Source organism: Methanoculleus sp. DTU007 (assembly GCF_001512385.1).
GTDB lineage: Archaea > Halobacteriota > Methanomicrobia > Methanomicrobiales > Methanoculleaceae > Methanoculleus > Methanoculleus thermophilus.
In genome coordinates, this window is the sequence record NZ_LFRO01000038.1 from 89,912 (window position 1) to 105,797 (window position 15,886).

At 61.0% G+C, this 15,886-nt stretch carries 13 protein-coding genes; 7 read left to right on the forward strand and 6 right to left on the reverse strand.

Annotated features, from left to right (window positions below):
* Nucleotides 1-110: 110 nt before the first annotated feature.
* Together mutS and mutL are read left to right on the forward strand one after the other, a co-directional pair.
* Nucleotides 111-2,735, forward strand: coding sequence for a DNA mismatch repair protein MutS (mutS, locus tag ACI94_RS04660; protein ID WP_066956564.1), 2,625 nt, complete (start codon nt 111-113; stop codon nt 2,733-2,735).
* Complete coding sequence (mutL, locus tag ACI94_RS04665) at nt 2,732-4,492, forward strand: DNA mismatch repair endonuclease MutL (protein WP_286681154.1); 1,761 nt, start codon at nt 2,732-2,734, stop codon at nt 4,490-4,492. The genes mutS and mutL overlap by 4 nt, the downstream gene beginning before the upstream one ends.
* Nucleotides 4,493-4,882: 390 nt before the next feature.
* On the opposite strand, the gene ACI94_RS04670 is transcribed toward mutL, so the two are convergent.
* A complete protein-coding gene (locus tag ACI94_RS04670) occupies nt 4,883-5,470 on the reverse strand; it encodes a PsbP-related protein (RefSeq protein ID WP_150468680.1) in 588 nt (195 codons plus the stop codon).
* Nucleotides 5,471-5,644: 174 nt separating this feature from the next.
* The gene (locus ACI94_RS04675) at nt 5,645-6,511 is read right to left on the reverse strand and encodes a S16 family serine protease (protein WP_066956555.1); all 867 of its coding nucleotides are present in this window, start codon (nt 6,509-6,511) and stop codon (nt 5,645-5,647) included.
* Nucleotides 6,512-6,740: 229 nt separating this feature from the next.
* Here ACI94_RS04675 and ACI94_RS04680 point away from each other — a divergent pair, with 229 nt between their 5' ends.
* The 5 genes from ACI94_RS04680 to ACI94_RS04700 are packed head-to-tail and all read left to right on the forward strand — an operon-like array spanning nt 6,741 to nt 12,146.
* Nucleotides 6,741-7,850 (forward strand): ABC transporter substrate-binding protein, encoded by a 1,110-nt coding sequence (locus ACI94_RS04680; protein WP_066956553.1) that lies wholly within the window; start codon nt 6,741-6,743, stop codon nt 7,848-7,850.
* Nucleotides 7,847-8,950, forward strand: coding sequence for an iron ABC transporter permease (locus ACI94_RS04685; RefSeq protein ID WP_083524777.1), 1,104 nt, complete (start codon nt 7,847-7,849; stop codon nt 8,948-8,950). The genes ACI94_RS04680 and ACI94_RS04685 overlap by 4 nt, the downstream gene beginning before the upstream one ends.
* Nucleotides 8,951-8,952: 2 nt before the next feature.
* Nucleotides 8,953-9,750, forward strand: coding sequence for an ABC transporter ATP-binding protein (locus tag ACI94_RS04690; RefSeq protein WP_066956550.1), 798 nt, complete (start codon nt 8,953-8,955; stop codon nt 9,748-9,750).
* Entirely contained in the window at nt 9,747-10,388 is a 642-nt protein-coding gene (locus tag ACI94_RS04695) for a class I SAM-dependent methyltransferase (RefSeq protein WP_066956547.1), read from the forward strand. The genes ACI94_RS04690 and ACI94_RS04695 overlap by 4 nt, the downstream gene beginning before the upstream one ends.
* Nucleotides 10,389-10,394: 6 nt before the next feature.
* Complete coding sequence (locus ACI94_RS04700; RefSeq protein ID WP_066956544.1) at nt 10,395-12,146, forward strand: radical SAM protein; 1,752 nt, start codon at nt 10,395-10,397, stop codon at nt 12,144-12,146.
* A 242-nt stretch (nt 12,147-12,388) separates the two neighbouring features.
* Here ACI94_RS04700 and ACI94_RS04705 read toward each other — a convergent pair whose 3' ends face one another.
* From ACI94_RS04705 to ACI94_RS04720, 4 genes are all read right to left on the reverse strand, one after another.
* Nucleotides 12,389-13,768 (reverse strand): MATE family efflux transporter, encoded by a 1,380-nt coding sequence (locus ACI94_RS04705; RefSeq protein ID WP_066956541.1) that lies wholly within the window; start codon nt 13,766-13,768, stop codon nt 12,389-12,391.
* A 191-nt stretch (nt 13,769-13,959) separates the two neighbouring features.
* The gene (locus ACI94_RS04710; protein WP_066956538.1) at nt 13,960-14,538 is read right to left on the reverse strand and encodes a HemK2/MTQ2 family protein methyltransferase; all 579 of its coding nucleotides are present in this window, start codon (nt 14,536-14,538) and stop codon (nt 13,960-13,962) included.
* Nucleotides 14,535-15,314, reverse strand: coding sequence for a 16S rRNA (adenine(1518)-N(6)/adenine(1519)-N(6))-dimethyltransferase RsmA (rsmA, locus tag ACI94_RS04715; RefSeq protein WP_066956535.1), 780 nt, complete (start codon nt 15,312-15,314; stop codon nt 14,535-14,537). Before rsmA ends, ACI94_RS04710 begins: the two co-directional genes overlap by 4 nt.
* Nucleotides 15,311-15,880, reverse strand: coding sequence for a DUF655 domain-containing protein (locus ACI94_RS04720; protein WP_066956532.1), 570 nt, complete (start codon nt 15,878-15,880; stop codon nt 15,311-15,313). The genes rsmA and ACI94_RS04720 overlap by 4 nt, the downstream gene beginning before the upstream one ends.
* Between the last annotated feature and the right edge of the window lie 6 nt (nt 15,881-15,886).

Consider the following 15,886-nt stretch of genomic DNA (forward strand, 5'->3'; position numbering starts at 1 on the left):
TTTAGCTTATCTGGACACGCTCTATCCGGGTGCCGAATCCAAGCAAAATTTCGCAGAATCTTGGGGGAGTACCCTTATGTGACCCCATGCGGATTGTATAAGGAGAAGCGATGACCGACGGACCAACCCCGGCAATGCGGCAGTATTACTCAGTGAAAGCCCGATACCCTGACGGCATCGTCTTCTTCCGGATGGGAGACTTTTACGAGACCTTTGGGGAAGATGCCGGCGTCGTAGCCCGGGAACTCGATATCACCCTGACGGCCCGGGGCAGGGATAAGAACGGCGACCGGATGCCTCTCGCAGGCGTCCCACATCACGCCGCCGACGGCTACATCGCCCGCCTGGTGAATAAGGGCTACAAAGTGGTAATCTGCGACCAGGTGGAAGATCCTAAGACCGCAAAAGGCGTGGTGAAGCGAGAGGTCACACGTGTGATCACCCCCGGGACCCTGATCGACTCCACGATGCTCGGCTCGGCCGGGGCACACTACCTCATGGCGATCGCTCCCGACCGAAAGGGAACCTTCGGGCTCGCATTCCTGGATGTCTCGACCGGAGAGTTCTTCGTCTCCTCCGGGAGCGCCAGCCGCGGCTATGCAGAGATCATCTCGGAAGTGGTACGATACCGCCCGACGGAGGCGATCGTCCCGGAGAGTTTCAGCGAGCCGCTCCCCGAGCGGCTCGAAACTCTTGGGGTGACGGTGAGCCGCTATCGCGACGACGCCTTCAACGTGGACGCGGCACACAAGCACCTCTGCGAGCAGTTCGGGACAACGACGCTCGACGGCTACGGATGCGCCCAGATGCCGGGGGCAATCGCCGCGGCCGGTGCAGCCCTCCGCTACGCCCAGGAAACCCAGCAGTCGCCCCTCCCCCACATCACGGGGCTTTCGACCCGGATACCATCGGGGAACATGGTGCTCGACGCAATCACCCTCCGGAACCTCGAGATAACGACTGGCATCCGCGGCGAAGGCGACGGGAGCACCCTTCTTGCCGCGCTTGACGTCACGGAGACATCGATGGGGAGCCGGACGATGCGGTCGTTCCTGATCAGCCCCTTGATTCGGAAAGAGGCGATCGAGGAGCGGCTCGATGCCGTGGAGTGGTTCTTCAACAACACTCTCGAACGGCAGGCGCTTCGCGAAAGCCTCAGCAACTTCGCCGATATCGAGCGGATCGCGGGAAGGATTGCCTACGGAAACGCCGGCCCGCGAGATCTCGCGACACTCCGGGAATCGCTGGAATCGATCCCGGATGTAAAGGCGCTCTTTTCCGGCGACCCTCCCGCGCTCATCCGCGAGGCCCTCGACGCGATGAACGACCACTCCGGGATCATCGACCTCATCGGCCGGGCGATCGTGGATGATCCGCCGGCGCTCGCAAAGTCCGGCGGGATGATCAGGGAGGGGTTCAATGCGAAGCTTGACGAGCTCCGGCACCTCGCGACGACCGGAAAGGACTGGATCGTGGAGTTCCAGCAGCAGGAGAGGGAGAGGACAGGAATCAAGTCCCTCAAGGTCGGCTACAACCGGGTCTTCGGCTACTATATTGAGGTGACAAAACCGAACCTGCACCTGGTGCCGCCGGAGTACGAGCGCCGGCAGACGACCGCGAACGGCGAGCGCTACACGATACCCGACCTCCGGGAGAAAGAGGCGATGATCGCGACTGCTGAGGATCGGCTCAGCGCTCTCGAAGCGGAGATCTACGCAGAACTCATCAGGACGCTTGCGGCGGAGGTCCCCGGTCTCCAGGCGACCGCCCGGGCGGTAGGATTGCTCGATGTCTATTCGGCCCTCGCAGAAGTTGCCGCCCGCTACGGCTATACCCGCCCCGTGATCGAGGAGAGCGGCCGGATCGTTATCCGGGACGGCCGCCACCCGGTGGTGGAGCGGAACCTCCCGGTCCCGTTCGTCCCGAACGATACGGAACTCGATTCCACCGACAACCAGATCATGATCATCACCGGGGCGAACATGGCGGGCAAGTCCACCTACATGCGGGCGGTCGCGCTCTGCTGCATCATGGCCCAGATGGGAAGCTTCGTCCCGGCCCGGCATGCCACCATCGGGATCGTCGACCGGGTCTTCACCCGGGTGGGAGCGTTCGACGATCTTGCCTCGGGGCAGTCCACGTTCATGGTCGAGATGCTCGAGCTTGCAAATATCTTGAATAACGTAACCCCACAGAGCCTCATCATCCTCGATGAGATCGGACGCGGAACGAGCACGCTGGACGGGTGCGCAATCGCCCGGGCGGTAGTGGAGTTCCTGCACGGGAGGGCGGTTGCCGGACCGCGGACCCTCTTTGCAACCCACTTCCACGACCTGATTGATCTCGAGGGGACGCATAAGAGGGTGAAGAACTTCCACTTCGCCGTGAGGGATACCGGGGATGATGTCGTCTTTCTGCGCAAGATCATTCCCGGCGCGACCGACAGGAGTTACGGCATCCATGTGGCCCGTCTTGCCGGGGTCCCGAAGAAGGTGACTGACAGGGCGATGGAGATCTTAAAGGAGGCAGCGGCCCGGGAGATCCCGGCCGGACCGCGAGCCCCGCGCTACACGCAGATGCTCCTCATCGACCCCGGCGAGGGGGTTGCCGAGGAGAACCCGGCAATCAAGGAGCTCAAATGCCTGAATCCCAACGAGATGACTCCGATTGATGCCTTAAACACCCTCTGCCGCCTCCAGCGGCTCGTAAACGGGGACGGGGAGGAGAAGCGATGACGAAGATCCGGGTCCTCGACCCCGACACCGTGAACCAGATCGCCGCCGGCGAGGTCGTGGAGCGGCCGGCATCGGTGGTGAAAGAACTCATCGAGAACGCGATCGATGCCGGTTCGACGAGCATCCTCATCGAGATTACGTCGGACATGGCTGCTGTCACGAAGATCCGGGTGACCGACGACGGCGAGGGGATGACGCCGGAGGAGGCCGTCCTTGCGTTTGCGCCCCACGCCACGAGCAAGATCCGAGATATCGCCGATCTTTCGACCCTCCGGACGCTGGGGTTCCGGGGGGAGGCGCTCGCGAGCATCGCCGCCGTCGCGGAGGTGACCCTGGTCACCCGTCCCCGTGGGAGCGGCGCGCTCGCCGGGACACGGCTGGTGATCAGGGGCGGTGAGATCGTCGAGAAGAGCGAGGTGGGCGCCCCGGAGGGGACGACGATCATCGTGGAGCACCTCTTCTACAACACCCCCGCCCGCCGGAAGTTCCTAAAGAGCAGGAACACTGAACTTGCCCACATCTACGCCGCTGTGGAGAACCTGGCCCTCGCCCACGGTGAGGTTGCCTTCCGGGTGGTGCAGAACGGAAAGGAGCGGCTCTCGACCCAGCGGTCCAGGGACCTTCTTGCCACCATCACCGGACTTTACGGTGCAGACCTTGCCCGGGCGCTCGTCCCGGTCGAGGGAAGGCTCCCGATCCTTACCATCCGCGGCTATGTCTCCCGCCCGTCGGAGAACCGGGGAAACCAATCTGAGATCTATATCAGCATCAACGGCCGGAGCATCTCCTCCCGCCAGATCGCCGCCGCCGTCCGGGAGGGCTACGGCACCCTCCTCCCAAAGGACCGTTATCCTGTGGCATTCCTCGATCTCACGATCGAGACCGATCTTGTGGACGTCAACGTCCACCCGACAAAGAGGGAGGTCCGCCTATCCCGGGAGCGGGAGATCACGGGAGCAATTGCAACCGCGGTAGGAGAGGTCCTCGCCGGGCACGACCTTCTTGGCGATGCTCCGGCCGAACCGGTGCAGCAGCCGCTCCTGCCGCAAGAACCTGTCCCGGCTCCCGCTCCAGCGGCAGGCGAGCCCGAAGCGGCTTACACGGTCCGGCACCGGGAACTCGCCCTCTCGGATCGTCAGCTCCGCCGGACGGAGACAGAGGCAGGTGGACAGGAGAACCTCCTCCCCCCGATGGAGCCGATAGGACAGGTAGCCGCGACCTACATCGTGGCGGAGGGGACCGACGGCACCCTCTACCTCGTCGACCAGCATGCGGCCCATGAGCGGATCCTCTACGACCAGGTCGTGGAACAGCGCGACAAGGCGGCCGGGTCGCAGGAGTTGATCATGCCCGTCGTCCTCTCCCTTCCACCGAAAGAGTCGGCCGCGCTCCGGGACGCGGTGCCTCTCCTCGCGGGCGAGGGATTTGTGGTGGAGGAGTTCGGCCGGGATACCTTCGCCGTCCGGGCGGTGCCGGCCGCCCTCGGGGCCGTCGAGGACCCCGCAAGCATCAGGGAGATGATAGCCGAGTTCCTCGCCGGGGAGGCCCGGGCCGCTCCCGACCGGCGTGAGGCGGTCACCTGCATCATCGCATGCCGCGGTGCTGTGAAGGCCGGCGCCCTCCTCACCGCCGAGCAGCAGAAGTGCCTCCTTATGCAACTTGCCCGGACCAAAACCCCCTGGACCTGCCCGCACGGAAGGCCGACGGTCGTGGCGTTCGACAAGCGCAAACTCGACGGACTCTTCCGGCGGGGATAATGTGATCAGGGTCAAATCAGGCCCAAATAACACCCTTTTTTTAGAAATGCATTGGATATTGAGAGAATCTCCTCCAAATGCCGTATCAGAATGGATTTAACCTTCGAGGATAAGTATGCCTATGTCACAACCAGGACTCGCCCGTATCTGAAGAGGGGAACGAGCCGTGTGACACCACATCACAGAATTCACCCGAGAACGATGACCCGGAGAACCCATTCTTGGGACACACTCTTTCCGTGGTCTCACCGGAGTGTTCAGACGACGGGAGACCACTTAAAACGCCCTACCTGTTGAATGCCATCCAACATCATATCACCTCTCCCCCTTTTTTTCCGATCTATTGATCCGGATCGGATAGGGCCATAGTGCAACCGGGAAAAAAGTGGGTTAGATGAAACGGAATGACTCAGCCGTCGGAGCCGCATCGACATTATAGATATCATACTCCGGTGGGAAGACCGTGTGCATGACCGAAAACAGTATGTCGTCCTTGATGGCGTAGCGGATGATGAAGGTATACCGGTCGTCCTCGACGATCGGGACGGAGTAGGTTGACCTGTACGCCGGGACACCGTCAAGCGATATACGCTCCGTGGATACCCATTCGGCCCCGATATCGGCACGAAGGTCCTTCGCGTAGGTCTTGTTCAGGGTCTCAAGGATCTCTTCATCGGTGGCGTTCGTATTCGCGAGCGGGATCGCGTTCACCCTGACCTCCTCGTGCTTCACCGGGGAGGAGAACCAGACGCTCTCTCCCGACTCGGTGTAGAACCATCCCTCCGGGCAGGTGAGGGCATAACCGTAGGTTGTGTTGACGTAGGTGCCGTTCTCGGGGACCGGAACCGGAGTAGGTTTGCCCGGGACGGGGACGGGTTCGGGCGCCGCAGGCGCCGAGGTACCCGGCAGCAGCAGCACAAGGATGGCGATTGCGGCGACCGCAAGAACCCCGACGATCAGTAAACTCTGTGGCTTCATGTTTACCCCGTACATGGCCCGGGAAATCATAAAAACCCATCAGTTACGCAGGACACCCTCACGGAACACGGCGGGGAACTGCTCTGTGATCCCCGTGCGGGACCGCAAGCACCAAGTATTCTCCCGGCGGCAGTGCCGCCGGGGGAGAGCGGCCGCACGTTGCCCTTTGACGATTCAGATCGGCGTAGTCGCCGGGGCGGCGGGAGGATCGCGGACATCGGCGACCAGGTCGTCGATGGAGTTCGCATATCTAACGTGGATGCCAAGATTCTCTTCAATATACTCCTTCGCATCCACGACAACCGGCCGTTGCCCCGCGATCCTCAGCCCGCCGAGTGACCGGGATTCTTCCTGGCACTCGATCAACAGATCGTTTCCTTCCGGGAGGATCAGGAGGGTCTTGCCGCTTGCCGCAGCGGCCCTGGCCTTCTCGAGGACCCCGCTGACCGGTCCGATGCTCCCGTCCTCGCCGATCGTTCCGGTCATGGTCACGCTCTCGTTGATCCTAAACTCCTCAAGCACCGAGAGGAGAAGCGTGGTCATCAACGCCCCTGCACTCGGGCCGTCGATCTCGGAAACCTCCACGGGCCCCTGGATGCTAAAGATAATATCGCTCTCTGCGAGGTCCACACGTGAGTGGTTGGCGGCGAGGGCAACGGCCCGATTCGCGGTCTCCTGAAAGACCGTCCCCGTCAGAGGCGTCGTCTGAACAAGCACCCTCCCCCTCCCGGGCACGACCTCGACCGAGACGGTCACCATCGCGCCCTCTTCGGTCACCTCCTCGTAGATGAGCGGACCCCAGCCGCGCTCGACCTCAACCTTCTGGATGATGACCGGTGCCTGCATGGAGGCCATGCCGAACCCTGCCTCTCTCTCCAGAGCGTGAGAGGATACGGGTGTGGTCGGGAAGGGAGCGATCTCTTCCTGCTTAGAGAGAGCGGGGGAGGGAACTCCCGGCATGAAGACCACAGCCAGGAAGAAGACATTTGCAACGAGCGATAGAAGAAGCAGAATCGTCAGAGTCTTCTCCCGTATACGCATACGGTGCCCTGGTATTATTCGTTTAGATATATACCTTTCCAGGGATACGTCAGTAGAGGTGCCATTTCCCGGTCCGGCGGCCGCGATCACCTCTGGTTAATTAGAACTAATTTACCCGACAGAAAAAGGCAACTGTTTTCTTCATCCAGATCGAAATTTCTCCCCTATTCAGCGGATTTTGCATTAAAACAGGCATACTCCGCTGTAGAGTAACTACAGAGGTTTAAGGATGACAAAAGTCAGTTATGTCTTCTTTGCACTCATCATTGCGGCAGGAATGCTCTGCTGCGGTTGCACGACAACAACGATGCCGGAGGATCCGGCTGCGACCCGAACGATCACCGATATGGTGGGAAACCAGATCACAATCCCCGCAGAAGGAGCGACGTTCGCCGTCTTCGGCGGGCCCATCAGCCAGGTGCCCTACCTCCTTGGAGCGAATGACAGTGTCATTGCAGTCACGAAGGGACCGCAGCTGATGGAGATGATGCAGGAGATGGACCCGGGCATCATCGATAAACCGGCACCGCGGACGACGAACGGCAACGTGAACATCGAGGAACTCCTGGTTACGAACCCCGACTGCGTCATTGCCTTCGACGTCGACGGGGAGATCGTGGAATCTCACACCAATATTCCGGTCATCTACCTCTCCGGGACAATGAGCGACGGGTTCGATGAGATGCGGCGGGAGATCGCCTTCATGGGCGAGGTCTTCGGAAAGCCCGATAGAGCGCAGGCTTACATCGATTACCTTAACGAGACACTCGAGTTCCTCCGTGAGCGCACCGCCAACATCCCCGAGGACGAGCGGGTCACCGTCTTCCTCGGCGAGGGAGTAAGCCACCTTCAGACACTTGGAGGAGACACGTTCTTCACTGAGTGGACCGCGGCTGCAGGGTGCAGAAACGCCGTAGCCACCATCGAGACGACGCACGGACAGCAGGAGGGTATCCACACCGGTATCAACGAGATCTCGATGGAGCAGGTCCTTGCCGCCGACCCTGATATCATCATCATCGATACCGGCAGTCCCGCTGAACTCAAGAACGACAGCCGCTGGAAGGAACTTAGTGCCGTCAAAGAAGGCCGGGTCTACAAGCAACCGACCGGACTCTTCCTCTGGAGCCGTCCGTCCGCCGAGTCCGCCGTCCTCTACCCGGTCTGGCTCGCGTACAAGGCCTACCCCGACCGCTTCGAGGACGTGCCGCTCACCGACCGGGTGAAGGACTTCTACGCCGAGATCTTCGGGTTCACCCTCACGGATGAGCAGGCGCAGAAGGTCATCGACGGCACCTATGGGAGCGTGACGTTCGGCCAGGTGAAGCAGCTCGGATGAGACAGAGACCAACGAAGACCGGTGTACAGACCGATGGGGGAACCACGGTGACCGGGACGGCGGTGGCAAACCAGGCCACCAGCAGGAGCTGGGGGGAGCGGCACCCCGGCACCATCCTGGTGCTCCTCCTCGGCGTGCTCGGGGTTGTTATCTTCATCGCCCTGATGGCCGGCCGGTATATGATCCCACCGGAGACGGTGATCGCGACAATCATAAGTTCGGTCTACCCGATCGAGATGACCTGGGCAGCGACGGCGACTTCAGCCATCGTGGACGTCCGTATCCCCCGGATCATCGCCGGCCTCCTCGTCGGAGCGGGTCTTGCCATCAGCGGGGCCTCATTCCAGGGGATGTTCCGGAACCCTCTGGTCTCCTCTGAGATCCTCGGCGTGGCCTCCGGCGCGGGCTTTGGAGCGGCGATTGGCATCCTCCTCCTGGACAGTCTCGTTCTCGTCCAGATTCTCTCGTTCGTCTTCGGCTTGCTTGCCGTGGGGATGGCCTATGCGCTCAGCAGGGTCAGGAGCTCGACCCCGATCCTGATGCTCGTTCTCGCAGGTATCGTGATCGGATCGCTCTTTTCGGCCCTCACCTCCATGGCGAAGTACGTGGCCGACCCGATGAACAAGATGCCGGCGATCGTCTTCTGGCTGCTCGGGTCGCTCAACCACGTCTCGGCGTCGGACCTGATGATCCTCGGCCCGATCATCATCGTCTCGATAGCAGGACTGCTTGCCGTCCGGTGGCGAATCAATGTCCTCACGATGGGCGACGAGGAGGCACGGGCGCTCGGGGTGAACACCGAGCACTTGAAGGCTATCATCATCTTCCTCTCGACCGTGATCACAGCAGCAGCGGTCTGTTTGAGCGGGATCATCGGGTGGATCGGGCTTGTTATCCCGCATATGGGACGGATGCTTGTCGGACCCGACAACCGCTACCTTCTGCCGGTCTCGGTGCTCCTCGGGGGAGCGTTCCTGATTGCCGTCGACACCATCGCAAGGACGGCCGCCCCTGCCGAGATCCCGATCGGCATCCTGACGGCGGTCATCGGGGCGCCGATATTTGCAGTGCTGCTCCGGCGCAACAACCCGGGGTGGTGAGCATGGGAAGCCGTATCAGCGTAGAGGATATAACGTTCAACTACCCGGGCGGAGCCCCCGTCTTTACGGGCATCACGCTCACCGTGGATGAGGGGTGCGTATACTCGCTTCTCGGCCCGAACGGGACCGGAAAATCCACGCTTCTCAAGTGCATGGCAGGGCTCATCTCCCCCTCGCACGGCCGCGTTCTCCTCGATGGGCATGACATCGCAGGAATGCAGCCGCACGAGATTGCCCGGCGGATCGGGTTCGTCCCCCAGACACAGGTCTCGCCGTTCCCGTTCCTTGTCAGGGACATCGTCCTCATGGGGAGAGCAGCCCATCTCGGCCCCTTTTCAACTCCCTCATCTGAGGATGAAGAGATTGCTGCTGACGCCCTCGACCGGATCGGCATATCTCACCTCGCCGAAAGACCGTGCACCGAGATCAGCGGCGGCGAGTGGCAGCTTGTCCTGATCGCGCGGGCGATCGCACAGCGTCCGGGGATCCTTCTCCTCGACGAACCGACGTCCCACCTGGACCTCGGTAACCAGGTACGGGTGCTCAACGTCATCAGGGGACTCGCAGAGGACGGAATGACCATTGTTGTCGCGACCCATTTCCCCGATCACGCACTTCTGACGTCAAGCCAGGTTGCAATCCTGAAAAATCAAAGAATTCTTGCTATGGGAGGTCCGAATGAGGTTATCAACGAGGATACGATGCGTCGTGCCTACGGCACCGATGTCAGGATTGTAAACCTCGGCGATCCGATCAACCGGCAGATCTGCGTACCTGTGGCAGGGTGGGTGAAACCATGACCGAGAAATCAGACGACCAGTTCACCGGCCAAGGTGCCAGAAGGATGGACGCCATCGCGAAAGGACCTTTTGCGCCGATATATCCGACAATCGCCCGGCAGATCCTGGATACCTGCAGGATCCGCGAAGGCAGGTGCGTCGATATCGGATGCGGGCCGGGACACCTCGCGATGGCGCTCGCGGCAGTAAGCGATCTCGCCATCGACGCTCTTGACGCATCGACCGACATGCTCTCGATCGCACGGAGGAATCTCCAGGATGCCGGGCTCATCGGGCGCGTACGCCCGGTCTGCGGCGATGTCCACAACCTCCCCTACGCCGACGGCTCCATCGATCTCATCGTGAGCCGCGGCTCGCTCTTCTTCTGGGACGACCGGGTGCGGGCGTTCTCCGAGATCGCGCGGGTGCTGCGGCCCGGCGGGAGGACGTTTGTCGGCGGAGGATTCGGCACTCCCGCCCTGAAGGCAGAAATTACGGAGAAGATGCGCGAGATAGACCCCGAGTGGGAGGTAAAGGCTGCAGAACGACTCTCGAGAGGAAACAGGGATCTCATCCGCCGGGAGTTGGAGCAGGCGAAGATACCGGCATACAAGGTCTTTGAGGACGAGGCCGGGTTCTGGATAATCATGGAGAAGTGACGACGGATGAAGTGCGAGATCTGTGAGGTCGGATGCGATATCCCCGAGGGGGGAGTCGGCAGGTGCCGGATGTACGAGAACAACGGCACCGGGATCGTTGAACGGTATCCAGACGCCTTCCTTGCTGCGTTCCCTGTTGCGATCGAGACGCTGCCGGTGCTCCACTTCTTTCCCGGCGCGAAGGTCCTCCAGGTCTGCACGGTCGGATGCAACCTCTCATGCGGGGGGTGTGTCTCGGAGATGCTGGTTGAGCATGCCGAACCGCTTGCAGCATCCGGGACGGCCCTCACGACCGACGACCTGCTCCGCCTCGCGAATGATCAGGCCTGCACCGGGATCGCCTTCGCGCTGAACGACCCGATCGTCTCGTTCCCGACGTTCTGCAGGCTCGCAGAGAGGGCAAGGGAGAAGGGGCTCTCCGTCGGCTGCTCCACGAACGGCTACATGACAGAAGCATCCGCTCTGCGACTCTGCGAGCGGGCAGATTTTGTCAGTATCGGGCTTAAAGGAACAACCGACGAAAGTTACCGTGCCTGCGGTGCAAGGAGTGCCGCACCGGTCTTTCGTACGATCCGGCTGCTTCACGAAGGAGGGGTGCATGTCGAGGCCTCGGTCGTCTACCGCCGGGACGGAGAGGATGAGGTGCTTGATGTGGCGCGAAAGATTGCAGCAATCTCCCCGGATATCCCTCTCCAGGTGATGCGGTTTGTCCCCTTCGGCGATGCGGGGCTCGATGAGGAGCCGACGATCTACGCAGGCGAGGAGCTCTGTGACCGGCTCCGCGATATCCTCCCCTGGGTCTACCTCTTCAACTCGCCGGGGACTGCGAACCTGACGACATTCTGCCCGGCATGCAAAAAGCCCTGCATCGAGCGCGAGTTCTTCGGCCCGATGGGTTCGCATCTCGCAGGGAAGGCGCAGATCGTCTGCGACTGCGGCCAAACCATCCCGGTCCGGGGTTCTGTCAGTCCCGAGGTCTATTACGAGCCCGGGATGATGGGAGGATACCGGGCGACCAGGGGGCTTGAGATGGTCTGGGCAATCCTCACCTGCCTCGGCGTCGATGACCGGGCGGACCTTGCCAGGATCTGGGGCGGGGTGCTCCAGAGCGGGATGCTTGGTCGGGAACTGCATGACCGGATGAACAACATCGATGCATACCTGGACCTCATCATGGACCTTGCTCACCGGACCGGCCGCGAGGAGGAGGGGCGGGAACTCACCGGCTACATCCGGAAACGGCTGGACTACATCAGGGGACGGGTTGCGGACGCGCCGCGCCCCCGGGTATTCTACGCCATGGGCCACCCGCTCTTCGCCCTCAACCCCGGCAGGCTCGAAGGAAAACTCGTGGAGGCCGCCGGCGGGATCTACGTCAACCGGGCGATCGGCCGGGAGGGTAAACCGGGCGTCACCATCTCACGGGAGGAGTTCGTCGCGCTCGAACCCGAGTATCTCTTCACGTCGGGGTTCCTCACCTCCTCGGTGGAAGATACTCTCCGCTACTGCGCAGAGCACGGCCTCGACGTGCCGGCGGTCCAGAACCAGCGGGTCTACTCAATGCACCCGTCATGGGACTTCGGGAGTCCCCGATGGATCCTCGGCCTGATGACGATCGCAAACGCCCTCCACCCCGACCTCTTCGCCTTCAGGATTGAGGAGGAAGCAGACAGGTTCTACCGTCGCTTCTACGGGGTGCCCTACCGGGCGGCCGTCCACAACCGCTCGTTTGCCCACCCGGGAACGAGACGGCAGTAGGCCGGGATTCCCACCAATCCTCTTTTTCTGACCGCCTCGACCTCAAGACGGACCATGGGGGCATGCGAAACCCCTCCACTGAACGATTCCCCGCTTCGCAAGAAGTCGTCAGGTTTTGAACCGCAACGTTCGCGAAGAAAAATCAAGGATTTGGTGTTCTTGAAGGGTGTCTGCGACATCCTGACGATGCGCGGGACTGGAGACCCTTGCGGGCCCTGTCCAAAAAAGATTATCAGAGGTTTTCAGGAGCAATTCTCCCCGCCGAGGTTCAGCTTCTTTGTCTTCCAGGCCCCCTGTCTGTAGAAGAACAGGTCGCACAGGAACACCACCACAGTGCCGCAGACCACTGCAAACCAGATGAACTGCAGCGGCATGCCCATCGTCACAAAGATCGAAGCAAGGCCCACCTGCACGATCAACTGCCCGGCAACCGCCGCATACATGCCGGGTCTCGTCATCCCCGCACCGTTCATCGCAAATCCCATCGTCATCGCCATAGCGATCAAGAAGTACGACAACGGGACTATGTGCATGAACAGGATACCGTCTGCAAGCGACTCGCCCGTCGCCCCGAATATCGCAAGGAGTGACTCTGCACGCGACAGATACAGGATACCCACCAGCGCCATAAACGCGGCGTTCACAACCAGCGCGATTCTCACGGCTTTCTCCGCTCTTTCTACTTTTCCCGCTCCCAGATTCTGCCCGACCATCACCGCGACTCCCGTGCAGAGCCCCATCACGAAGATCAGACCCAGCATATCCAGACGCTGGCAGATACCGTATGCTGCCACCGCCGCCGTGCCGTAGAGTGCTACGATCGCCGTCATCCCCAGGAACGCAAAACTTCTGACCCCGCTCTGTACAGCCGAGGGGATCATGACCTTCGCGATATCCTTGATTAACTGTGGCTCAAACGTCCACGTCTTCGGGAACTTGATCACACCGTCCTTCCGGGATGGGAGATACATCGCCCCAATCAGGAGCAGTACACCGATCGTACGCGATGCGAGAGACGCATACGCAGACCCGGCGATCCCGAACGCCGGGAGACCGCCTAGACCCATGATCAGTGTCGGGTTGAGAACGATGTTCACGAGATTTACGGCGATCATGACGAACATCGGCGTTCTCGAGTCACCCGTACTCTGAAAGACGGTCGTCAAGATCATCAATGTGACGAAGACAAACATCCCTATCAGGACAGGGGAGAGGAAGCGTGCTCCTGTCTCTGCAACCTCGCTCTCCGCCCCAAGAAGCAGGAGGAGATCCTGCGGCCAGAAGATGCCGATGACCATCAGAACCGCCGAGAAGGCGAGTGCCAGATACAGCGAATGTGCAAGGATCACCGGGATGCGCTCAAACCGCTCGGACCCGTAGGCTCGCGAGACGAATGCAGCCGTTGCTGTCACTGTCCCAAAGATCACTGTTGTAAGCACCAGTACGATGGATATGCTCATCGCTCCGCCGGCGATCGCGACGTCGCCGAGCTTGCCGATGAAATACATATCCACCACCTCAAGGATGCTCGAAAGAAAGTTGCTGATGATGATCGGGAGCGCCACTATCCAGAGGCCTTTCCCGACCGATCCTTCGGTGAGAGTGTTATTGGAATACTGCATTGCAAAACTTATTATTATATGTATGGTTAGATGATAAATATTAGCCGAAACACATTACCAAAATTACCTGCTAAATCAAAAATTAAGACCTATCCGGCACTAAATCAGACATCTATATCGAACAAAACGGATAGGATTTTTAGCACGAACCCACCAAGAGAGGAGGGACGGTGACAGAACCCGGGCCTCGCTCACGCACCCATCCGACAGAGGTCCCGCATCGCCCGGAGGACGTAGAGCCGCTCCCCCTCGAGCGCCTCTTCGTCGACGATGAACGAGACAAAACCCCCCCGGGCGAAGAGATCCCGGACTTCATCGAGCCCGGTCAGCGAAGAGACGAGGAGCAGGACCCGCCCGAACGGAGCAAGGACCCTGCCGACGTCCCCGATGAACCGCTCGATCACCACCCTTCCCGTCGGCCCGCCGTCGAGAGCATACTCCAGCCAGTCGTCGATCCGCTCCTCAGGGGCGGTCGGCAGGTAAGGGGGGTTGAAGAGGATGAGGTCGAACGGACCCGAGAGGCCCGCAAAAAGGTCCGTCCGGACCACCGCGACCCCCCGGGCGCGGGCGCATGCCACCGCGTGGGGGTTGATATCGGTCGCAAGAACCCTGGCCGCCCGGTTCAGGAGGCCAGCCGCGACGTATCCGCTCCCGGTCCCGACTTCGAGCACCCGGTCGGTCGGGTGGATCTCGCGGAGCGCCGCCCGGAGAAGAAGAGCGGAGTCTTCGGCGGGAGAATAGACCTGGTCGGGGACCTTCCGGTCGCTCATCCTCTGCACCCGGCAAGCCTGTTCGCAATCAACGCGAACTCCTCAAGCGTCAGGTCCTCCGGCCGCCGCTGCAGAAGGTCGTCAGGAAGATCCGCGATCGCCCGCTCGATAACCTCGGGCGGGAACGTATCTTTGCCGCTCCGAAGCCCCTTCCGAACGGTCTTTCGCCGGTAGGAAAAGAGCACCCGGACGGCGTCGGCATAGACCTTCCGATCCGCGATCGGGTGGGGTGGCTCGTGAGGGAGAAGCCGGACCACCCAGGACCAGACCTGCGGTTTTGGGTGGAAGGCGTTCGGTGAGAGTTCAAGCAGGGGTTTTACAGATGCATACGTCTGCACCATCACCGAGAGCCGGCCGACGTTCGACGTCCCCGGGGGCGCGATCATCCGCTGGGCGAACTCCTTCTGGTACATCAGGACCGCGACCTCAAACCCGATCTCAAGCAGCCGGAATGTAATCTTAGAGGAGACAGAATAAGGGAGGTTTGCGACGACGATATCAAACGGCGGGAGGTCGACCTTCTGTGCGTCGCCCTCGATGATCTCAAGACGCCCCTCCTCGATCTCGTCGGCAAACGTGGCCTCGAGGTCCTCTACAAGGGCCGGATCGATCTCCACCGCGATCACGTTTGCGCCCCTATCAAGGAGGGCGCGGGTGAGGACCCCTTCACCGGGTCCTATCTCGAGCACCCTCCGGCCTGCAACGTCGACAAAACCGGCAATCTTCTCGACGGCTCTTTGGTCGACGAGGAAATGTTGGTCCCGCGGAGCGCTCATTTTGATGTAAAGATATGATATTTCTCTTCCGGATCCTCAATCTCATGCAGGATCCGGCTGACGATCATCCGTTCCGGGTGCGGGATTGACTTGATTCGGGCAGAGATATCGGCGAAACTCTCAAAAGGCTTCCGCTCCCGCTGCTGGATCACTTCCCACATCAACTTCTTTCCGATCCCGGGGAGCAGGTGCAGCATGTGGAACTTCGGCGTGATCGGGACAGACTTGTTGAAGAACTCGACGAACTTCGGCTCGTTCTCGCGAACGATCTGCTCGATCGCAAACGGCAGTTCCAGCTTCGCCGTCGCCGTCAGGTCTTCATAACTGATCCGCCGCTTGACGCGCTCGATCTTCTCTCGCTCCCCGTCACCGATATAGACGCGCTCGTGGATCTGGATATCCGCACCCGGCTTAGGGACGAGCTCAAGCAACTTGAACTGGTCCACACCGACGCCCTGGACAATCGGCTCACGCTTAAAAGCAGGCCGCTGCTCGCCCACGTACCCCATGGGGAGAACGTCAAGGACTATGGCGTTCTCCTCCTTCCTCTCCCTTTCCGTCTTCATAGGTAT